Genomic DNA, 18,320 nt, shown 5'->3' with positions numbered 1-18,320 from the left:
GCACTGTGAATTATCAGCAGGGACCGCATATCAGTGGCCCCGGGAGCCGGCCGTCCGCACCTCCGCCGCAGCCGGGCCAGGCGAGTCCGGGTATCGCCCAGGAGGGGCACACGAGTTTTGGCGGCCCGTGGCCACCGGGACGCGCCGTCTCAGGCGCTGCTCCACCGGCGGGTCAGCCTGGTTGGGCGAGTCCGCCGCAATCTGCACAGATGAGCACCGGCTCCGCGCAACCAAACTCCATGGGATTCAACGGGTCGGCGCAAACGCATTGGGGCGGCGGTCCGATGCCTAACCATTCGCACCCGAATCCATATATGCCGGAGCCCATTTCGTATGGTGGGACGACACACTACGTGCCGCCCCCAATGCATACCGTCGACCGGCCGAGGTTGCGGTTCTTTCAGAATGTCGAGCGCCACCCGGTGGAAGCCTTCCGGCCCGAGCCAGGCGAGACCGGCATCGTGGTCGACACGTCCTACTTCCGATGGTGGATCGCGGGCCCCGTATACGCGACGACTGGACCGCGCATCTATGTGAACGGCAATGAAATACCCAATGCCTCATGGGGGCCTACCCACATTCCGGTGGCTCCTGGGCTCTACCGGGTCGAAGTCCTGACGCGGGGGGTCAACCTTCTCGTCAGGTTCTTCGTCCGCGCGTGGGACGCCGATATGGGTCCGGCGGAGACTGTCGTGCCGGTAGAACCCGGATGCCGCACGACGGTGTACTACCGCACTCCGGCGTTCTACCTTCTGCCGGGGGCGATGGGTCCGAAGCCGCCGAGGTGGCCGGGTCTCAACTGGATCCGTACCAGCTGGGTCGTCTTCGGCGCATTTTTCGCCCTGATGTTTACGGCGGTGGTCCTGAACATCCTCGACTGAGCTGTCGAAGCACCCGCCGCTCCGGCAGGAAATAGGGCTGGAGCGGCTCGGGGTTCGATGCGTCAGGTGTAACTCGGATCGCTTTCCTCACGAAAGGCTGTGATCGTCGCACGGACGACTCGGTCGAGTTGGGTCCGTAGTTCGGTGGTGTCGGCGGGGACGGCCTTGATGGTGGCTCCGCTGCGGACGAGATAGCGGCCGTCGGGATAGTCCATCACGTGGAAGCCGCGGGAGGGTGCTGGGCGGTTGTCCCAGGCCGGGCCCGCGTACACCGCGACGTGGGCAATGGTGGTGCGGGGGCGTTCGAAGAATTGCTCGGCTCGGGCGCGGGGCGGGGGTGGTGCGCCTACGCGGAACGGCTCGTCGTCCTCGGCGTCGAGTTCGTGCCGAGCGATCTCGATGCCGGGGCCGCTGCCGCGTGTGGCGTCGGGCAGCAGATCGAAAACCCGACGGCTGACGTCCTCCGCACTGATCAGTGACATTTGCACCGCCCCACCGCTATCCGGCGACGAGGTGGGTTCTTGTATCAGCAGCACGGCATGGCGATATTGCACGGCGGCGTGCACGCGCAGTTTGTCTCTTCCGTTGAAACCCGCCATCTCGATGCGTGCCTCGGGTTCGGCCAAAACACGCAGTGCGCTGTAGAGGGACTCGTCCAGGCGACGGTGCAGTCCGGCTGCTTCGGCCTTCCACTCCGACTCGTAATCGGCGACGGTCTCCGCGGTGGACCGGTACTGCAAGGGGTACGGCAGCACGTCGCGCTCGACGGCTCGCCACAGCACCGTGAAGCCGAGCGCGGTGAACGACCAATCCTGTCGGCTCACGAAGCCGGCCCCTTCGTCATGCACCACGGCCGTATCCTGCGTGGCATGGTGTCGCTATTCGGCTCGCTCATTCGCCGATCACCGGCGGCACCGACTTCACCCTGTTCTCCGCACCGAGACCAGTGAGTTCCTCGCCGTTGCGCTGGTTCACCAAGTAGTCCTTCGTCTGGTGTTCCTTGTCGTCGTCGCCCTTGCCGCGAGCGCCCGGCGCCATCATGCCCGGCATGCCGCCTGATCCCGGTCGGCCGGTGCCGGGACGCGCGGACGCGACGGTGGGAACGCCGCCCGGGACGCCGTTGATGCTGCGGCCCGGCGCGGGGGTGCCGAGGCCGGGTACGCCCGGGCCGGGACTGCCCGGGCTCGGCGTGTTCGGAGATCCGGGACCCGGTGTTCCGGGGCGGGTCAGTGATGGATCGGTGCCAGGATTGGTGCTCGCCGGTTGGGTCGACGGATTCGTGCCGGCCGGCGTGGTCGTGGTTTGTTCGGGCGTGCTTTCTTGTTCAGCACCAGGATTCGTGCTCGACGGGACAGTGTTCTCCGCCGTGTTCTCGGTACCAGGTAGCTGTGCTGGGTCCACCGTGCCGGCTTTATCGCTGGTGTCGGTACCGGACGACGACGGCTGCCAACCGCTGTTCGACGCGGACGGCTGATCGCCGGAATCGTGCACCGGGTTGTACGGCTTGGGTACCAGCGGAACGCCGGTGTCGGCTTCCCGGACGGCAGGATAGAAGACGTTCTTGACGACGTTCACGGACGCATCGTGCGCGGCTTCGTCGCGATGCTGGTTCAACTTCCAGGTCGGGCCGGGCACCCAGCTCGCGACGTTGCTGGTCCAGGTATGCGCCGGTGCTTCTTGCACGGCGGGCCGGGTGACCTCGATGCCCGATCGGATGATCTTCACCTTCTCGGCGACGATCTGCACCGACCTGATCAGTCCGCTGGACTTGTCGACGTATTCCTTGATCCCGTCGGCCGCGGCCTTCGCCGCCGCCCCTTCCCATTTGCCTTCCATGGCCTTGCCGATCTCCGGCGCGAAACCCCGCAAACCCTGCTCCAGCCGATTGCGAATGGACTCCCACCGTTGATGCAGCGCGACGACATCGGTGATCGACATCGCCTGCACACGTTGATAGAGATCGTCGATCCCGTCCGGATTCTTGTACGCGGTCTCCGGAACTTTCGGCGACTGGGTCTGCAGATCGGAACCCGCACGCATGATTTCGGCGATGCGGTTGCGTGCGATGGCCGCGTCGGGGCTCTCGTCGCGCGAACCGCTGTCCGGCGGACCCGATTTCGACTGCTCCAACAGGGCGGCGCCAATCGCTACCAAGAACGGCAGACCCATGATTAATCCCCCGGTCAGTTCAGCAGATTGCTCGTGTCTCGCGCATTGGAGTCGTCCTGGGCGCCGATGCGGTCCACGGAAATTTGGATGGTATCACGGATGAGGGTCAGTACCTCGATGTGCTCTTTGAGCGCGGAGTCCACATCGCCGTCGCCGCCGATTGCCTTCGCGCCCAGCATGTTCGCCAGTTCGTCGGCGCAGTCGAAGCGGCCCAAGCCCGTCACCTTACGCATGTACAACAGGTCATTGCGCAAGTCTTGATACAGCTGTATTTGCTTATCGCAAGCGTCCCTACAGTCTTTCGCGACCGAAGGGTCGAGATATAGGCGGCCGCCTTTCGCCTCGCTGGCCAGGGACTGCCATCGTGACCTCTCCTCTTCCAGGACCATCTCATCTCCAATCAGTGTGGCAAAACGGGCAGCAACACTCTGGCGGCAGTCGATGCGCGCTCGCAGGGTGGAACTTGGCGGCTCTTCGCTGAGACATTGAAAATGGTGACCTCTACGGCTCCGAAACTGGTGGGAAAGATCAGGTCACAAGCCTCGTCGCGGTCGTATCGTTGATCACGAAATGTGAAGCCCGAGCGGCCGTCGATCGTGACGGCAGTGAAGTCAACATTGTCTGTCTTGTTTCTGAAGGCTTCGACAGTATGGATGGTCGACCAGACTCCGAGCGAATAGTTCCACGGATGGCCCGGGTCGTTCCAGTCACAGACCTTGAAACCGGGCTCCTCGATCCCAACCACGCCTGACTTCTTCGTGGCTGGGTCAACTCCTACCTGCCGCAGCATTTGATCCGTAACCTGCGTGCACGGATCCCACAACGCGGCCGTGGCCGCCGACGTGTCGGTCGTGCCGGGCGTGGCGGTTCCGTTCGTGCCCGATTCGCACCCCGAGGCGACCAGCACCACCCCAGCGAGCGCCGCAACCGTCGCCGTCGTCCGTCGTCCCACCGAAGCCTCCCGATCCGGGCCGTTGAAGTCGTCCCTGAAGTCTATGACGCACTCGCGGGGCTTCCGGTTCCATCGGAATCGGGTGCGTTCGGATCGGGAGTCTCGGGAACTTGCGCCATCCGATGGACGGGAGTGCAGCTCGGGTGATCGTTGTCAGGAGTGGTCTCGTGGCCGGTCCGGTCCCTGGAAACCATAGGGATGGTGCGGAGTTCGATCCGCGCAGATGATGATCGACTGCACGACGGTGCTGATGTGTGGGCGGAACGCGTCGCGCGGTGCGACGACCCACCACCGGTAGCCGGTCCGTTCGTCAGTAGGCGAGGGGAGCAGTATCTCGCCGCCGTCGGGGACGATCGTCGCGGACGCGCGCAGCAGTGCGATGAAGATATCGGTGTCGTTGGCGAGCTGGTGGGTGTCGTCGGGACGGACGAGAATCGTCCAGCGCCCGGAGCCGTGTGCGATGACGGGGCCGAGCAAGTATTGCCTGGCGAGGTCGGCGTGGACCATTCTGCCGAGCCGTTCGGGTACCGTGACCGCGCCTACCTCCCCTGCGCGCAGAGTGATTCGTCGAGTTTCCTCATGCACGTAGCACGGCAGCCCGTAGACGTGCCGATAGCGCTGGCAGCGGGCGAGTGTGGGATCTGTGTTCATGGCCGCGCCGTCAGCTCGAAGCAGGGTGGAGTCGATCTTGTACGAGTTGGACAGATCGCATCGATGCAGGTCTCCGTTGAGGTTTCGAGGATGGAGGGTGATGTGGCCGGGCGGAGCGATCAGTCCCACAGCTGCGCGCAAGGGAGGTGCGGGAGATCGTCGTCCAGGTCGTCGTCGACGGTCACCGTCATGTCGGGAAACCGTTGCGCCAGTGCGTGTGCGACGCTTTCGGCCTGTGCGGCGCTCGCCTGGTAGTCCAGGCGGAGCGGACCGCTTTCGATTTGGATGTGGCGGCGGTCCGGAGCCCCGGGGGCCGCTGCGTTCACTGCGGCCTGCTCGGGTCCGGCACCATGCGTCCGCTGTCGACCAGCACCTGCCGTGCCGCCGCTTTGCGTGCGCAGTGTTTCGCGCGGCAGGCCACATGGATCTGCATCACGTCATGCGCCTGGCGGATAGTGAAGGGCTGCATCGGCGCTTGGTGGGCGGCCGCGTCACACAGGGCGATGAATTGGTACATGGCGAGGGAATGCGGGGACACGGAAACCTCTCTGTTTCGCGGATCGACCGGTGCCCGGTCCCGGGGGCTCTCGCCACCAGCTCGCCACTCTGACAAGCCGGTGCGCCGCTGAGGGTGCGGCGTCGCCCCGGTACCGGGCACCCGCGACCGAACGTAGGTCGTGCGAAAGCCGAGGTGGGAGCACGGATCGCGGTTTCCGTTCCGGCTATCCGAAGAGCCGTATATCCTGCGGTTGCAGTCGCTTTCGGGGTAAAAGCTGTGGGGAAAATTCGACCGACGATCAGGGGGGCGCTGGGCCATGTACATGACCACGGGGGAAGTGATCCGGCGGATCAGGAAATCCGTCGGCATGACGCAGACGGAACTGGGCGCGCTCATCAACTTCTCCCAGCCCGCCGTTTCCGGTCTGGAGCGCGGCGGCCCTGCCTCGCACGACGTTCGGGTCTTGCGGCTCGTAGCCCGTGCACTGGGCGTTCCGCTTGCCATACTGGTAGTGGAGTCGGACCGGGAGGCAGATGTGGACCGTCGCAACTTCTTCAAAGCAGGGGCATCAGTAAGCGCGGGGGCTGCCATGATGTCGGTTCCCGCCCCCGCGAACGCCGCCTCGGCGTCCGCCGGGAAAGTCGGCGCGAGCGACGTGGAAGCCATCATCGACAGCGTCAACCAGATCCACGAACTCGATCTGGTGGTCGGCGGCGACCGGTTGTGCCGGGTGGCGGCCAATCAAGTCCGCTATGTCGAGCAGCTTCTGGACCAAGGCAGTTACACCGAGAAGGTCGGGCGTGCGCTCACCAGCGCTGCCGCCGAGATGATGACCGCCGCCGGATGGGTGCACTATGACGCCGGGCGGCTGGACGACGCTCGGCGGTACTACGCGGACGCGGCGAACGCCGCCAATGCGGCGGGTGACGGGATCGCTGCGGCGCATGCGCTGGGGAATGCCAGCTGTCTGATGGCCAGTCGTCCCGGGGACGACGCGAAGGGGAACCCTCTGGCCGTGCAGTACGCCCAGGCAGGGGCACGGGCGTCGCTCCGTGACGGCGGTCCGAAACTGCGCGCCTTGATGGCGATCAGGGAAGCCGAAGCGCATGGGGTTCGCAAAGACAAGTCGGCGATGACGGCCGCGATCGGTCGGGCGCACCGTGCGTACGAGTCAACCCGCGGGCACGATCCGGATTGGGTTTATCTGCCGGAAGCCGAATTCGTCGGTGGCATCGGCTGGGCGCAGATGCGGCTCGGCGAGCACTCCCAGGCGACTTCTAACCTGCAAGCCGCAATCGAGAGTTCGTCGGCATGGCCCAGGGAGCGCGCCGCGTGGCACGTCCATCTCGCGGAGAACTTCACAACGTCCGGTGACGTCGCGCGAGCATGCTCACTGCTGACGGACAACTACGACACCATCGCCGGACTCGCCTCCACCCGCCTCCACCAGCGAATCGACGCGATCGCCAACCTGGTTCGCACGCATGCCGCGGTTCCGGAGGTGCGGGAATTCCTCGGGAGGCGCGCCGCGCAGGTGTAGCCCGTGGAACAAAGGGACACTCCGTCGTCCGGATCGGCGACCACGCGCGGTTCCTGACGTACCGAGGCCGTGGTTTGTTTCGCCGTCGATGATCTGAGGCAACAGCACGAAACCCTTCTGCACAGCACTTCGCCGGAAGCAGCGGGGCGTGTCATCGTTATTCGTTCGTCAGCGTGGACGGCTCGCGAGAAACGGGACAAGACTCGGAGCCGTACCAGTCTGATCGAAAGCGGTCCTTGCTCGCGAGCCGCGTCATGGCGGTTCGGACACGCAGGCTCTCGAGTAGACGACCGCTCGGCGTTTTCCTTGGCAGTGTTCTCGGGAAGCGCGGCCGTTTCACCTCCTCCATGCATCCCCGGAGTCGATGTCTTGGACCGCGATCACCATCGCGCTGCTGGACGAAGGCGGGATCGCAGGGCAGTGGCCGATCGGGGACTCGAGTCGTACCCGGAAACGGCAGCGCCTCCGCGTCGCGAAGACGAGGAGGCGCTTGCTCGGATTCGAGGGCTCAGTAGGCCCCGTTGACGTTGTCCATCGAGCCGTACCGGTGGGCCGCGTAGTTGCAGGCGGCGGTGATGTTGGCGACCGGGTCCCAGATGTCGAAGGCGGTGCCGTCGACGTGGTAGGCGTTGAAGGTCGGGTCGATCACCTGGAGCAGGCCCTTGGAGGGGGTGCCTTTGGCGGCGTTGGAATCCGACAGGTTGATGGCGCGGGGATTGCCGCCGGATTCCCGCATGATGTTGCGGTGGATGCCTTCGTAACTCCCCGGAATCCCGTGGACGCGCATGATGTCCAGGGACTGGCGAATCCAGCCGTCGAGATTGTCCTCGTAGACGGGCGGCGGCGCGGGCAGGAAGCCCTGCGGCGGTAGCCCGGGCAGCGCGGGCAGTTCGGGTAGCGCGGGCAGTCCGGGCAGGGCCGGGAGATCGATCGGCGCGGCAGCGGCGACCGGCGTGACCGGGGCCGCAGCGGTGTCGTCGGCCACCGCCACACCGGCGGAGAAGCCGACGGCGATCACGCCGACGGTCGCGGCGATGGCAGCGCCCTTGACGAGTGACGGGCGGCGGAAAGAAAGGCGTGCGTGCATCGAGAAATCAGTTCCTTGTTCGTGCGGCGATCCGGCCGGAAAAACCAGCGCGGGATCCACGGCGACACCGGGTAAGGTGTTCGCCCTCTCGGCTCGTGTGCGGTTTTCGGATTTCGTTGTGAAAGCCAGGTTCGATTCCTGGCGGCGCGACGCGGTGCACAAGCCGGGCGGTGCCCTTCGGTGCCGCTGCCGTACCCGGAGAGAAACAAGCCGTTGGAGCAGTGGAGCTGGTTTCTCGGGTCTCTTCCGGACCTGATCTCAGCTTGATCACGACTGGTGAATATTTGGCAAACGGAAATTAAATATCCGGAATTGCCGATCTTGAGCTACCCTGACACGCCTTGGCGGCAGTGCGCTGAGCTGGACTTTTGTTGGCAAACGTGATTTACGCCACAAAGCAGCACTTCGCAGTGACGAGACCAAAACGTCTCGATCCGATCACTGAACCCGCTGAATCACGATGGATCACGACCGTCCGACGCAAGGTTTGGATGCATTGACGCTCCAAGTGACGGCGATCGAAATATCTGGCGGAGTAAAGTGCGTGGTCCGCCGGTATGTCGTAGAAATGCTTCTGCCCTCACGCCTTGAAGGGCGGCGCGAGGGCAGAACTGCTCGGAGGAGGTAGGTCAGCTGCCGAAGCGGGCCAGCACGGAACTGGCTTCCTGGGCGGCGGTGCCTTCCTCGGCGAGATGCGCCATCTCCGGGGCGATCTCGCGTCCGTGGTGGGCCATCGCCTGGGCGTACAGTCGGCCGGCCCGGTAAGAGGAGCGGACCAGCGGGCCTGCCATCACGCCGGCGAAGCCGATTTCCTCGGCCGTCTTGGAGTGCTCGACGAACTCCTCGGGCTTCACCCAGCGGTCGACCGGGTGGTGGCGGGGGGACGGGCGCAGGTATTGGGTGATGGTGAGGATGTCGCAGCCTGCCTCGTGCAGGTCGCGCATGGCCTGGGTGACTTCCTCGGGAGTTTCGCCCATGCCGAGGATGAGGTTCGACTTGGTGACCAATCCGGCTTCGCGGGCGGCGGTCAGAACCGCGAGGGAACGCTCGTAACGGAAGGCCGGGCGGATGCGCTTGAAGATGCGCGGGACCGTTTCGAGGTTGTGCGCCAGCACTTCCGGACGCGCGGAGAAGACCTCGGCGAGCTGGTCCGGATTCGCGTTGAAGTCGGGGATCAGCAGTTCCACGCCCGTATGCGGGTTCAAACGCTTGATGGCGCGGACTGTTTCGGCGTAGAGCCAGGCGCCGCCGTCTTCCAGGTCGTCGCGGGCGACGCCGGTGATGGTGGAGTAGCGCAGGCCCATGGCCTGGACGCTCTCGGCGACGCGGCGGGGCTCGTCGCGGTCCAAGGCGGCGGGCTTGCCGGTGTCGATCTGGCAGAAGTCGCAGCGGCGGGTGCACTGCTCGCCGCCGATCAGGAAGGTGGCCTCGCGATCTTCCCAGCATTCGAAGATGTTGGGGCAGCCCGCTTCCTCGCAGACCGTGTGCAGGCCCTCGCGCTTCACCAAGCCTTTGAGCTCGGAGTACTCAGGGCCCATGGTGGCGCGGGTGCGGATCCACTTGGGCTTGCGCTCGATCGGGGTTTCCGCGTTGCGGGCTTCGATGCGCAAGAGTTTGCGGCCGTTCGCGGCGCGAGCGTCGGACCCGGAGGAGGTAGCCTGCGTGGCCGCGGAGGGCCCCGGGAGTGCCGCAGCAGGTTCCGCTGCGGACGCGTTGTGCGGTGTCGGGGTGTCGACTGAGGTCACTTGATCGACCTTACGCCGTCGCGATCGGCCGCTGCGGAGGTGGTGTCGCCAGAGGTGACACGGGGAATATCGCGCTCGGTGACCGGGAGATCGCCGTCGAGCGCGCGGATGATGGCGCCGGCCACCAGGGGCTTCATCTCGGCGACGGTCACTTCGCGGCCGAGTTCACGAGTCAGCGTGGTGATGCCCGCGTCGCGGATGCCGCAGGGAACGATGGCCTGGAACCCATCCAGGGCGGCGTTGCAGTTGAACGAGACGCCGTGCAGGGCCACGCCGCGCTGCACGCGCACGCCGATGGCGGCGATCTTGCGTTCGGCGTACAGCTCGGTGGCGGGCAGCCAGACGCCGGAACGTCCCTCGACGCGGCCGCAGGCGAGGCCGAGATCGGTGCACACTGTGATCAACGCCTGCTCGAGGCGGCGCACATAGTCGACGACGTCGACCGGCTCGGCGAGCCGCACGATGGGATAGCCGACCAGTTGGCCGGGGCCATGCCAAGTGATCTTGCCGCCGCGGTCCACCCGCACTACCGGGCTGCCGTCGATCGGCAGGTCGTCGGCCTCGGTGCGGCGGCCGGCGGTGTACACCGAGGGGTGCTCGAGCAGCAGCAGATGATCCGAACCGCTGCCCTCGGCGCGCTGTTCGGCGATGCCGCGCTGCAGCTCCCAGGCGGCGTGGTAGTCGATGAGTCCGAGATCCTCGACCACGATCGGGGTCGTGTCGAATCGGGCGGACACGGTGGTGCGCGGGTTGGTCACGGCGACGACGGTACGCCCACGAGGTGATCCGATTCCAGCACCTCGATGGGCGAATCCGCACCGTCGATCGGGGTTGCCAGGGAAAGAGCTGGAAGGTTGCCGCGACAGCGGCGATGAACGAGGGTCACGGTTCTGTGCTGGGATGGAGCTGTGCCGCATCGAAGTGCCTGGTGCGCACTCTTTAACGACGCGCTCCGCGAGCTGCGCCGCAGCGAATCGAGAGGCGCCTTCTTCCTGTGTCCGCATCGGTTCGGCGGGTCCCGCCAGCTCTGAGAAGCTCGGTCGAGCGAGCGATATGTTCGAGTATTTCTGAGCGCGGCCGCTCGTGCGGCTTCGTCGGGTACCGACGGCGGGTGGGAGTGAATGTCGTTTCTGAGTAAGAGGTGGCAAGTTTTCCTGGCAGGTAGCGTCGCGTTGATCGTCGTCAGCCTGTTGTGCGTGATTGTTTCCGACCGATCGGAGACGAACTACGGGCCTGACTTCTGCCGCCTACCGTTGTCGCCGTGGTTCTTCGTGGTGAACTGGGCTGTGATCGTCCTGGCTGCCGCCTCGGTGGTGTGCACGATCGCCGCGGCGATCGGGAGCAGGTCACCGATCATCGCACTGCTGACGCTGATCGGATTACTGCTGCCCGGACTCTTCTTCCTCTACATCGGTGTGGCCGTCAACGGCGACTCGAGGGCTGCAGGCCATAAGGCTCCGCACCAACATCACTGCCTGAGTGTGGCCCCTTTTTCGGCGACTGAGCTTTTCGATGACCAGAGCCAGAACGAATCGGCACGGTAGGCCCTATGGCAGCGCTCGAGGACCGCTCGTCACTGTTCGGCTTCGTTCGGTCGCCCGCGTGACGGCACTGCGCCGTTCATGGACGTCGGCACCGAAGACGGGCGCCCGGTCAATCGGCGTCGACCGGCAAGGTCAGCTGCATGAGGGTCAAGTCCATCCAGCGGCCGAATTTGTGGCCTACCTCGGGAAGGACGCCGACGGTGCGGAAGCCGAAGCGTTCGTGCAGCAGGATCGAACCGGTGTTGCCGGATTCGATGGCCGCGATCATGGCGTGCACGGCGCCGCCCCGGCGCGCACGGTCGATCAGCTCGGTGAGCAGGGCGGTGGCGATGCCGCGCCGCTGGAAGCGTTCGTCGACGTAGACCGAGTTCTCGACCGTGTAGCGGTAGCCGGATTTGGTGCGCCAAGGCCCGTAGCTCGCGTAACCCGCCAGGGCGTCGTCGATCTCGGCGACCAGCACGGGCAGCCCCGCTCCGGTGCGGGCCTGGAACCAGCCCAGGCGCTCCTCCAGACCGACCCGCTCGGTGTCCCAGATCGCGGTGGACGTGGCGATATTCGCGTTGTGGATCTCCAGGATCGCCGGAAGGTCATCGGTGGTCGCGTCGCGGATGACGATGGCGGGCCTGGTGTCGAGTCGATCGGTCATCGAGCGTCTCCGGGTCGTCCCACCGCGGCCGCCAGCGCGGCGCCGATGGTGGGATGGTGGAACTGATAACCCGCTTCCTCGAGGGCGGTGGGAATCGCCCTCGGCCCGTGCAGAATCGCCTCCTGCGCCATCTCGCCGACCAGCGCGCGCAGCGCGAACGCCGGGACCACCAGCGGAGTGGGACGACGCAGCGCCCGGCCGAGCGCGCGGCTGAACTCGGCGTTGGTGACCGGTGCGGGGCCGACCACGTTGATCGGGCCGGACACCGTGTCGTGGGTGAGCGCGAAGACGATCGCGCCGATCTCGTCGTCCAGGGAAATCCACGGCGTGTACTGGCGGCCGTTGCCGAGCCGCCCGCCCAGGCCGAGCGCGTACAGCGGGTGCAGCATGCCGAGCATGCCTCCGGCCCGCGACAGCACCACCGCGCTGCGCAACAGCACCGTACGCACACCGGCCGCCGCGGCGGGCTCGGCCGCCTTCTCCCAGTCCCTGCACAGCGTGGCCAGGAATCCCGAGCCGGCGGGGGAGGTCTCGTCCACCACCCGATCGCCGGTGTCGCCGCCGTAGTAATGCACGCCGCTGGCGTTGAGCAGCACGGGCACGCCCGCGGCGGCCACCGCACCGGCCAGCACGTCGGTCGGGGTGATCCGGCTGTCGCGCAGCTCCTGTTTGAAGCTGCCGGTCCAGCGCCGCCGGCCGACGCCCGCCCCGCACAGGTTGACCACGGCGTCGGCGCCGCGCAGCGCCCGCTCGTCCAGCTGGGCGCGGGCCGGATTCCACGTGAATTCGTCCGGGCCCGCCGCTTTCCTGCGCACCAGCCGGGCGACGTCGTGCCCGTCGCGGCGCAGAGCCGCGACGAGCGCCGTCCCGATCAATCCGGACGAGCCGGCGATCACGACCTTCATACGTGCCGCGGGACCTTCCTCACAGGCCGAGATCGGCCTCGAACGCCGCTTCCTCGAGCCGGTGCCGGATCGTGGTCAGGAAGCGACCGGCGTCGGCGCCGTCGATCAGGCGGTGGTCGTAGGTGAGCGGCAGGTAGCACATCGAACGGACGCCGATGGACTCGTTGCCGGTCTCGTCGGTCACCACGACCGGACGCTTCACGATCGCGCCCGTGCCGAGCATGGCCGCCTGCGGCGGAACCAGGATCGGGGTGTCGAACAGCGCGCCCTGGCTGCCGATGTTGGTGATGGTGAACGTGCCGCCGGCCAGCTCGTCGGGCTTGAGCCCGCCGGTGCGAGCGCGGTTGGCGATGTCGGCGATGGCGCGCGCCAGACCGGCCAGCGACAGGTCGCTGGCGTTGTGGATCACCGGGGACAGCAGGCCCTGCTCGGTGTCGACGGCGATGCCGAGGTGCACCGAGGCGTGGTAGGTGATCTCCTTGCTGGACTCGTCGTAGCTGGCGTTGACGTTCGGGTGCACGCCGAGCGCCTCGACCACGGCCTTGGCGAAGAAGGGCAGGAACGTCAGGTTGACGCCCTCGCGTTCCTTGAACGCCGCCTTGGCCTGGTTGCGCAGCGCCGCGATCTTGGTGACGTCGGCCTCGTGCACCTGGGTCAGCTGCGCGGTGGTCTGCAGCGACTCGCGGGTCTTGGTCGCGGTGATCTGGCGGATGCGGTTGGCTTTCTGCACGGTCCCGCGCAGGTGGGCCAGCTCCGGGCTCGCCGCGGCGGGAGCCGAGGGCGCCTTCGCCGCCGGGGCGGACGCGGCCGGAGCGGCGGCCGGGGCGGGGGCCTTCTTGGCCTCGGCGGCGGCGAGCACGTCCTGCTTGCGAATGCGGCCTCCGACACCGGAACCGGTGATCGTGGCGAGGTCGACGTTGTTCTCCTCGGCCAGCTTGCGCACCAGCGGGGTGACGTAGGGGGTTGCGCCGTTGGAGGATTCGGCAGCCGCGGCGGCCGGCGCGGGGGCGGGCTTGGGGGCCGGGGCGGGAGCGGGAGCCGGGGCCGGGGCGGGAGCCGGGGCCGGAGCGGGCGCGGCGGCGGCCGGGGCCGGTTCGGGCTTGGGAGCCGGTTCGGGCTTGGGAGCGGGCGCGGGAGCCGGGGCAGGGGCCGGTGCGGCGGCCGCCGGGGAACCGCTGCCGATGACGCCGAGCTGTCCACCGACCGCGACGACGTCGTCTTCCTGGGCGGTGATCTCCAGCAGGGTGCCCGCGACGGGCGAGGGAATCTCGGTGTCGACCTTGTCGGTGGAGACCTCGAGCAGCGGCTCGTCGACGGCGACCTCGTCGCCGACCGACTTCAGCCAGCGGGTGACGGTGCCCTCGGTGACCGACTCGCCGAGCTCCGGCATCTTCACCGGGGTGCCGTCACCGGAGGACGCGGGCGCGGCTTGGGCGGCGGGCGCGGACTCCTCGGCGGGAGCGGCCTGAGGTTCGGCCGCGGGCGCCTCCTCGGACGGGACCGGGGTCTCCTGCGCGGGCGCCGCGGCTTCCGGAGCGGGCGCGGGAGCGGACGCCGCCGCCTCACCGGCTTCGCTGATCACGCCGAGCTCGCCGCCGACCTCGACCACGTCGTCCTCGTTCGCGACGATCTTCGACAGCACACCCGCCGCGGGGGACGGGATTTCGGTGTCGACCTTGTCGGTGGAGACTTCGAGCAGCGGCTCGTCGACCTCGACCGTGTCTCCTTCCTGCTTCAGCCACCTGGTCACCGTTCCCTCGGTGACGCTCTCACCAAGAGCGGGCATCTGGACGGAGAAGGCCATGTCCGTTGACTCCTCTGACTGCTCGACGGGGTTCTACAACAGTTGATCTCGCTGCGGACGCCCGCCGCGGGTCGCGACGTGAGTCCGGAAGCCACCGATCATTGTGCGTGGCACCGGAGATCCGTGTGGTTCTTGTACCGCGGTCCATCCTTGCACTCGCGCGCAAGCTACGTAGCACAGGGCGGCCAACTGCGCGGAGCTGGCAGTATGGGAAGACCGGCGGTGAACATTCTCCGGTGCAGGAAAGGAGGTGCGCGTCGTTGGGTTTGCTGGATCGTTTCCGTGGCGGCGTCGCCCGGGGCGGGGGCGCTCTACGTGGGAGTTCGGTGTCCGGGCGGGACGCTCGCTATCTGGCCGACTGGGTGCGCACGCACGTGGGCGTCGAGGGCTACATCGAACCGAAGACCACGGTGACCGATGTCACAGTGGTGCTTGTTGCCGCAGATGGTGAATGGACGCGGCGGATCGTCGGCGAGCGTGGTGCGCAACGGCTTGCCAAGGATTTGCACATCCCCGTCTACGACGTGCACAAGACCGGTTATCCGCAGCGGATGCGCGACTACGACGCTCGCAGGCGGGTGCAGCGGCAGCGCGAGCTGGAACGGGATCTGTACGACCTCTGAGCCGCCGGATTGTCCGTTCCGCCCGGTTCCGGGGTGCTTTCCGAGTTGCCCCGACGACGCGCGAAGCGTCCCCCCGGAGTCGCGAGGCGGAACCCACTCCGAATATCAGTGGGCCGATGCGCGGCGGAGCGTGGAACGCGGGCCGCGGTCCGCCCTTCGGACCGCGGTGGACTACCCGCGTCGTCCGGGAACGCCCCGGACGACGCGCTTCCCACTCACTCCGCGGCGATGTCCTGCAATACCGCGATCAGCGTGCGGACCGGGACGCCGGTGCCGCCCTTGCCGATGTAGCCGAACGGGCCGCCGGTGTTGTAGGCGGGACCGGCCACGTCGAGGTGGGCCCACTGCACGTTCTCCGGTACGAACTCCTTGAGGAACAGTCCGGCCGAGAGCATGCCGCCCCAGCGGTGCGGCGCGACATTGGCCAGGTCGGCGATCTTGGAGTTCAGGTCAGCGCGCAGTTCGGCGGGAAGCGGCATCGCCCAGCCGTTCTCCCCGACCTCGCGGGAGATGCGGGCCACCCGGTCGCGGAACTCGTCGGTGCCCATCACGCCGGGCGTGCGGGTGCCGAGCGCGACCATCTGCGCTCCGGTCAGCGTCGCCACGTCGATCAGGTACTCCGGCTCGTCCTCGCTCGCGCGCACGATCGCGTCGGCCAGGATCAATCGGCCCTCGGCGTCGGTGTTGAGCACCTCGACGGTGGTGCCGCCGTACTGGGTGAGCACGTCGCCGGGGCGCTGCGCGGTGGCCGAGGGCATGTTCTCCGCCATCGGCACCGTGGCGGTGACGGTGAGCGGCAGGCTCAGGCGCGCCGCCAGCAGCGTCGTGGCGATCACGGCGGCGGCGCCCGCCATGTCGGAGGTCATGTTCTCCATGTTCTGCGCGGGCTTGATGGAGATGCCGCCGGTGTCGAAGGTGATGCCCTTGCCGACCAGCGCGACCTTCTTCGGACCGCCCGCGTAGGTGATGCGGATCAGGCGCGGCGGGCGCGAGGAGCCCTTGCCCACCCCGAGCACGCCGCCGTAACCGCCCGCTTCCAGCGCCTTCTCATCGAGCACCTCGACGGTGAGACCCGCGGCCTCGGCGAGTTCCTGCGCGCGCGAGGCGAACTCGGCCGGGAACAAATGGCTGGGCGGGGTGTTCACGAAATCCCGTGCGGTGGCGACGGCCTCGGCGGTGAGCTGGGCGCGGAACAAGGCCTCCTCGCCGAATCCGGGCTCGGGCACGAGCAACTCGACGCGGGCCACGGGGCGCTCGTCCGGCTTGGGCGCGGACTTGTCCGAGCGGAACGGCGTGAAGGAGTAGGCGCCCAGGTAGAAGCCTTCCGCCGCGGCGCCGATGTCCAGCCCGGACAGCGTGGTCACCACCAGTTCGGTGCCGGAGAGCGCGCGAGCGGCCACGCCGGCCGAGCGGCGGATCTGCTCGGCGTCGAGTTTGTCGGTGGAGCCCAGACCGACGGCCAGGACGCTGGTCACCCCGTCCAGCCCGGCCGGGGCCGGAATCCGGGTGAGCTCCTCGGCCTTGCCTTTCGCCCCCACCGCGCCGAGCTGATCGAGCAGTTCCGCGCGCACGTCGGCGGTGAGCACGTCGCTGAACAGGTCCTCGGGCACGATGGCGGGACCGTCCTCCGAGGAGGTCAACCCGATGACGAGCACATCGGTGTCCGCGCCGATGGTCTCGGTGCGTGCCAGTTCCGGTCCGAGCGAGCGATCTGCAACAGCGGTCATTGGCACAGGCTATTCGGTCGGTTCCGGATAGCGCACCGCGACGCCGTCGAGCAGCAGTTCCACCGCGTCGTGCAGCAGGTCGTCGAAGTCCATCTCGAAGGAATCCGAGTCGGCGAGGAGACGGTGCAGGACGGGGCGGACCGTGGGGTCCAGCAGTTCGGCGAACTCGTGGCGCAGCGCGGTAGCCTCGGCGGCGTCGCGCGGCTCGCCGAAGCGGTCGGCGCGCTCGGAACTCCACAACAGCGCGAGGCCCTGGACCAGGCCGGAGAGCGCGAGGTAGATCGCGAAACCCGTGCGCCGCGTCAGGCCGGGGCGATCGAGGGCGGCGAAGTTCCGTTCCAAGACGTCCAGCAGGGCCGGGCCCAGCGGGGGGCGGGTGCGCGCCAGCAGCGGCAGCATCCACGGATGCCTGCGGTAGAGGCGCCACTCCTCGTGCGCCTCGTGCCGCAGCCGTCGGCGCCAGCCCGCGCATCCGGCCGCGGGCGGTGGGATCTCGTCGAGTACCAGCTCCGCCATGTTCGCCAGCAGCGTTTCCCGGTCGGGGACGTGGCGGTAGAGGGTCGCGGTCGCGACGCCGAGCGCGCTGGCCAGGCGGCGCATGGTGAGACCGTCGATTCCGTCGCGGTCGGCCAGCTCCACCGCCGCCCGCGCGATGCCGACCGCGGTCAGCCGCGTCGGGCGGCTCGCGCGGCGTGCCGGGATCGACGCGCGGCGCGCGCGGTAGGCGCGCGCCTGGCAGGAGCGCGAGCAGTACTTGCGCCGCCGGCCCTTGGCGGGCTGGGCGAGTTCCTTGCGGCAGACCGCGCACATCATCGGTGGTTCCATTTCGACACACGAACAGGTGTGACGAAATAGTAGCGACACGTCTCTGACCTCCTTAGATTCGATGATCGACACGATGTTCACAGGAAGGTGACGCGGATGGAGTTCACTGTTCGCCAGGCCGGTCGGCGCGACCGGGACGCGCTGATCGATGCGTTCGGCATCGCCAGTGCGGACGAGGTGGTGACGGAGTGGGTGCTGGAAGGTCAGCCTGATCCGGCTTTCCGTACCGCGTTCGTGCCGGGTTTGGTGGATCGAGCGCTGCGCGAGGACGAGATCTGGGTAGCGGGGCCGGGCGAGCAGATCTGGTCCATGTCGATCTGGCAGCACGTCACCTCGGTCGAGCGATTCGCCGACGAAGCCGCCGAGGCTCGGACCATGCTCGAACAGGCTCCCGATCTGCGCGTGGCGCAGCGGCTGACGTATCTCACCGACCTGCTCGCCCGCGCACACCCCCGCGAGTTCCCGCACCGCTACCTGCAAGTGATCGTCACGCTGCCGGAGCATCGCGGCAAGGGGGCGGGTGCGGTGATACTCGCCGACCGTTTGAAAGCGGTGTCCGAAGCGGACCTCCCGGCGTTTCTCGAAGCCAGCACCGAACGATCCGCCCGGCTCTACAGCCGTTGCGGATTCGCGCCGACCGCGGCGACCCACACGCTGCCGGAGAACGGCCCGACGCTGATCCCGATGTGGTTCCGGCCGTAGCGCGCGGGGCGGGCTTGCGC

General features: G+C 67.6%; 20 protein-coding genes. 5 read left to right on the top strand and 15 right to left on the bottom strand.

Features of this window, described 5'->3' with window-relative positions; genetic code table 11:
- The first annotated feature begins 365 nt into the window (after positions 1-365).
- Positions 366-881: a hypothetical protein gene (locus QMG86_RS22500; protein WP_281874662.1), complete on the top strand. Its 516-nt coding sequence runs from the start codon at positions 366-368 to the stop codon at positions 879-881.
- Positions 882-943: 62 nt separating this feature from the next.
- Here QMG86_RS22500 and QMG86_RS22495 read toward each other — a convergent pair whose 3' ends face one another.
- The 7 genes from QMG86_RS22495 to QMG86_RS22465 all read right to left on the bottom strand — a co-directional run bounded on the left by QMG86_RS22495 (position 944) and on the right by QMG86_RS22465 (position 5,191).
- Positions 944-1,705 carry an ESX secretion-associated protein EspG gene (locus QMG86_RS22495; protein ID WP_281874661.1) on the bottom strand — a complete coding sequence of 254 codons (762 nt, stop codon included), beginning with the start codon at positions 1,703-1,705 and terminating at the stop codon, positions 944-946.
- A 67-nt stretch (positions 1,706-1,772) separates the two neighbouring features.
- Entirely contained in the window at positions 1,773-3,050 is a 1,278-nt protein-coding gene (locus QMG86_RS22490; RefSeq protein ID WP_281874660.1) for a hypothetical protein, read from the bottom strand.
- A gap of 14 nt (positions 3,051-3,064) precedes the next feature.
- Positions 3,065-3,439, bottom strand: a complete 375-nt coding sequence (locus tag QMG86_RS22485) for a hypothetical protein (protein WP_281874659.1) — start codon at positions 3,437-3,439, stop codon at positions 3,065-3,067.
- Positions 3,440-3,450: 11 nt separating this feature from the next.
- Positions 3,451-4,002, bottom strand: a complete 552-nt coding sequence (locus QMG86_RS22480; protein ID WP_281874658.1) for a DUF3558 domain-containing protein — start codon at positions 4,000-4,002, stop codon at positions 3,451-3,453.
- Between the two features lie 153 nt (positions 4,003-4,155).
- Positions 4,156-4,653 (bottom strand): DNA-directed RNA polymerase subunit beta, encoded by a 498-nt coding sequence (locus tag QMG86_RS22475; protein WP_281874657.1) that lies wholly within the window; start codon positions 4,651-4,653, stop codon positions 4,156-4,158.
- Between the two features lie 119 nt (positions 4,654-4,772).
- Positions 4,773-4,979, bottom strand: coding sequence for a hypothetical protein (locus tag QMG86_RS22470; RefSeq protein WP_281874653.1), 207 nt, complete (start codon positions 4,977-4,979; stop codon positions 4,773-4,775).
- Positions 4,976-5,191: a hypothetical protein gene (locus QMG86_RS22465; protein ID WP_281874652.1), complete on the bottom strand. Its 216-nt coding sequence runs from the start codon at positions 5,189-5,191 to the stop codon at positions 4,976-4,978. The genes QMG86_RS22470 and QMG86_RS22465 overlap by 4 nt, the downstream gene beginning before the upstream one ends.
- Positions 5,192-5,519: 328 nt before the next feature.
- Here QMG86_RS22465 and QMG86_RS22460 point away from each other — a divergent pair, with 328 nt between their 5' ends.
- Entirely contained in the window at positions 5,520-6,692 is a 1,173-nt protein-coding gene (locus tag QMG86_RS22460; protein WP_281874651.1) for a helix-turn-helix domain-containing protein, read from the top strand.
- Positions 6,693-7,200: 508 nt separating this feature from the next.
- On the opposite strand, the gene QMG86_RS22455 is transcribed toward QMG86_RS22460, so the two are convergent.
- The 3 genes from QMG86_RS22455 to lipB form a co-directional block, all read right to left on the bottom strand.
- The gene (locus QMG86_RS22455) at positions 7,201-7,779 is read right to left on the bottom strand and encodes a transglycosylase SLT domain-containing protein (protein WP_281874650.1); all 579 of its coding nucleotides are present in this window, start codon (positions 7,777-7,779) and stop codon (positions 7,201-7,203) included.
- 629 nt (positions 7,780-8,408) lie between these two features.
- Positions 8,409-9,524 carry a lipoyl synthase gene (gene lipA, locus QMG86_RS22450; protein ID WP_434086119.1) on the bottom strand — a complete coding sequence of 372 codons (1,116 nt, stop codon included), beginning with the start codon at positions 9,522-9,524 and terminating at the stop codon, positions 8,409-8,411.
- Positions 9,521-10,282: a lipoyl(octanoyl) transferase LipB gene (gene lipB / locus QMG86_RS22445; RefSeq protein WP_281874649.1), complete on the bottom strand. Its 762-nt coding sequence runs from the start codon at positions 10,280-10,282 to the stop codon at positions 9,521-9,523. Before lipB ends, lipA begins: the two co-directional genes overlap by 4 nt.
- A gap of 363 nt (positions 10,283-10,645) precedes the next feature.
- Here lipB and QMG86_RS22440 point away from each other — a divergent pair, with 363 nt between their 5' ends.
- Entirely contained in the window at positions 10,646-11,068 is a 423-nt protein-coding gene (locus QMG86_RS22440) for a hypothetical protein (RefSeq protein WP_281874648.1), read from the top strand.
- A 109-nt stretch (positions 11,069-11,177) separates the two neighbouring features.
- Here QMG86_RS22440 and QMG86_RS22435 read toward each other — a convergent pair whose 3' ends face one another.
- The 3 genes from QMG86_RS22435 to sucB are packed head-to-tail and all read right to left on the bottom strand — an operon-like array spanning position 11,178 to position 14,423.
- The gene (locus QMG86_RS22435) at positions 11,178-11,714 is read right to left on the bottom strand and encodes a GNAT family N-acetyltransferase (protein WP_281874646.1); all 537 of its coding nucleotides are present in this window, start codon (positions 11,712-11,714) and stop codon (positions 11,178-11,180) included.
- Entirely contained in the window at positions 11,711-12,619 is a 909-nt protein-coding gene (locus tag QMG86_RS22430; protein ID WP_281874645.1) for a TIGR01777 family oxidoreductase, read from the bottom strand. Before QMG86_RS22430 ends, QMG86_RS22435 begins: the two co-directional genes overlap by 4 nt.
- A 19-nt stretch (positions 12,620-12,638) precedes the next feature.
- Positions 12,639-14,423, bottom strand: a complete 1,785-nt coding sequence (gene sucB / locus QMG86_RS22425; protein WP_281874643.1) for a 2-oxoglutarate dehydrogenase, E2 component, dihydrolipoamide succinyltransferase — start codon at positions 14,421-14,423, stop codon at positions 12,639-12,641.
- Between the two features lie 260 nt (positions 14,424-14,683).
- On the opposite strand from sucB, the gene QMG86_RS22420 reads away from it, so the two are divergent.
- Positions 14,684-15,046 (top strand): oxidoreductase, encoded by a 363-nt coding sequence (locus tag QMG86_RS22420; RefSeq protein WP_434085507.1) that lies wholly within the window; start codon positions 14,684-14,686, stop codon positions 15,044-15,046.
- Between the two features lie 215 nt (positions 15,047-15,261).
- Here the strand turns inward: QMG86_RS22420 and QMG86_RS22415 are convergent, their stop codons facing one another.
- Both QMG86_RS22415 and QMG86_RS22410 read right to left on the bottom strand, forming a co-directional pair.
- Positions 15,262-16,773: a leucyl aminopeptidase gene (locus tag QMG86_RS22415; RefSeq protein WP_281874641.1), complete on the bottom strand. Its 1,512-nt coding sequence runs from the start codon at positions 16,771-16,773 to the stop codon at positions 15,262-15,264.
- A gap of 9 nt (positions 16,774-16,782) precedes the next feature.
- Positions 16,783-17,598, bottom strand: coding sequence for a TetR/AcrR family transcriptional regulator C-terminal domain-containing protein (locus QMG86_RS22410; RefSeq protein ID WP_281874640.1), 816 nt, complete (start codon positions 17,596-17,598; stop codon positions 16,783-16,785).
- Between the two features lie 96 nt (positions 17,599-17,694).
- On the opposite strand from QMG86_RS22410, the gene QMG86_RS22405 reads away from it, so the two are divergent.
- Positions 17,695-18,300, top strand: a complete 606-nt coding sequence (locus QMG86_RS22405; protein WP_281874639.1) for a GNAT family N-acetyltransferase — start codon at positions 17,695-17,697, stop codon at positions 18,298-18,300.
- Positions 18,301-18,320 lie beyond the last annotated feature (20 nt).

It is taken from the genome of Nocardia sputorum, assembly GCF_027924405.1.
GTDB lineage: Bacteria > Actinomycetota > Actinomycetes > Mycobacteriales > Mycobacteriaceae > Nocardia > Nocardia sputorum.
Note: the sequence above shows the minus strand (reverse complement) of the source record. Positions and strands in the feature narration are given on the sequence as shown.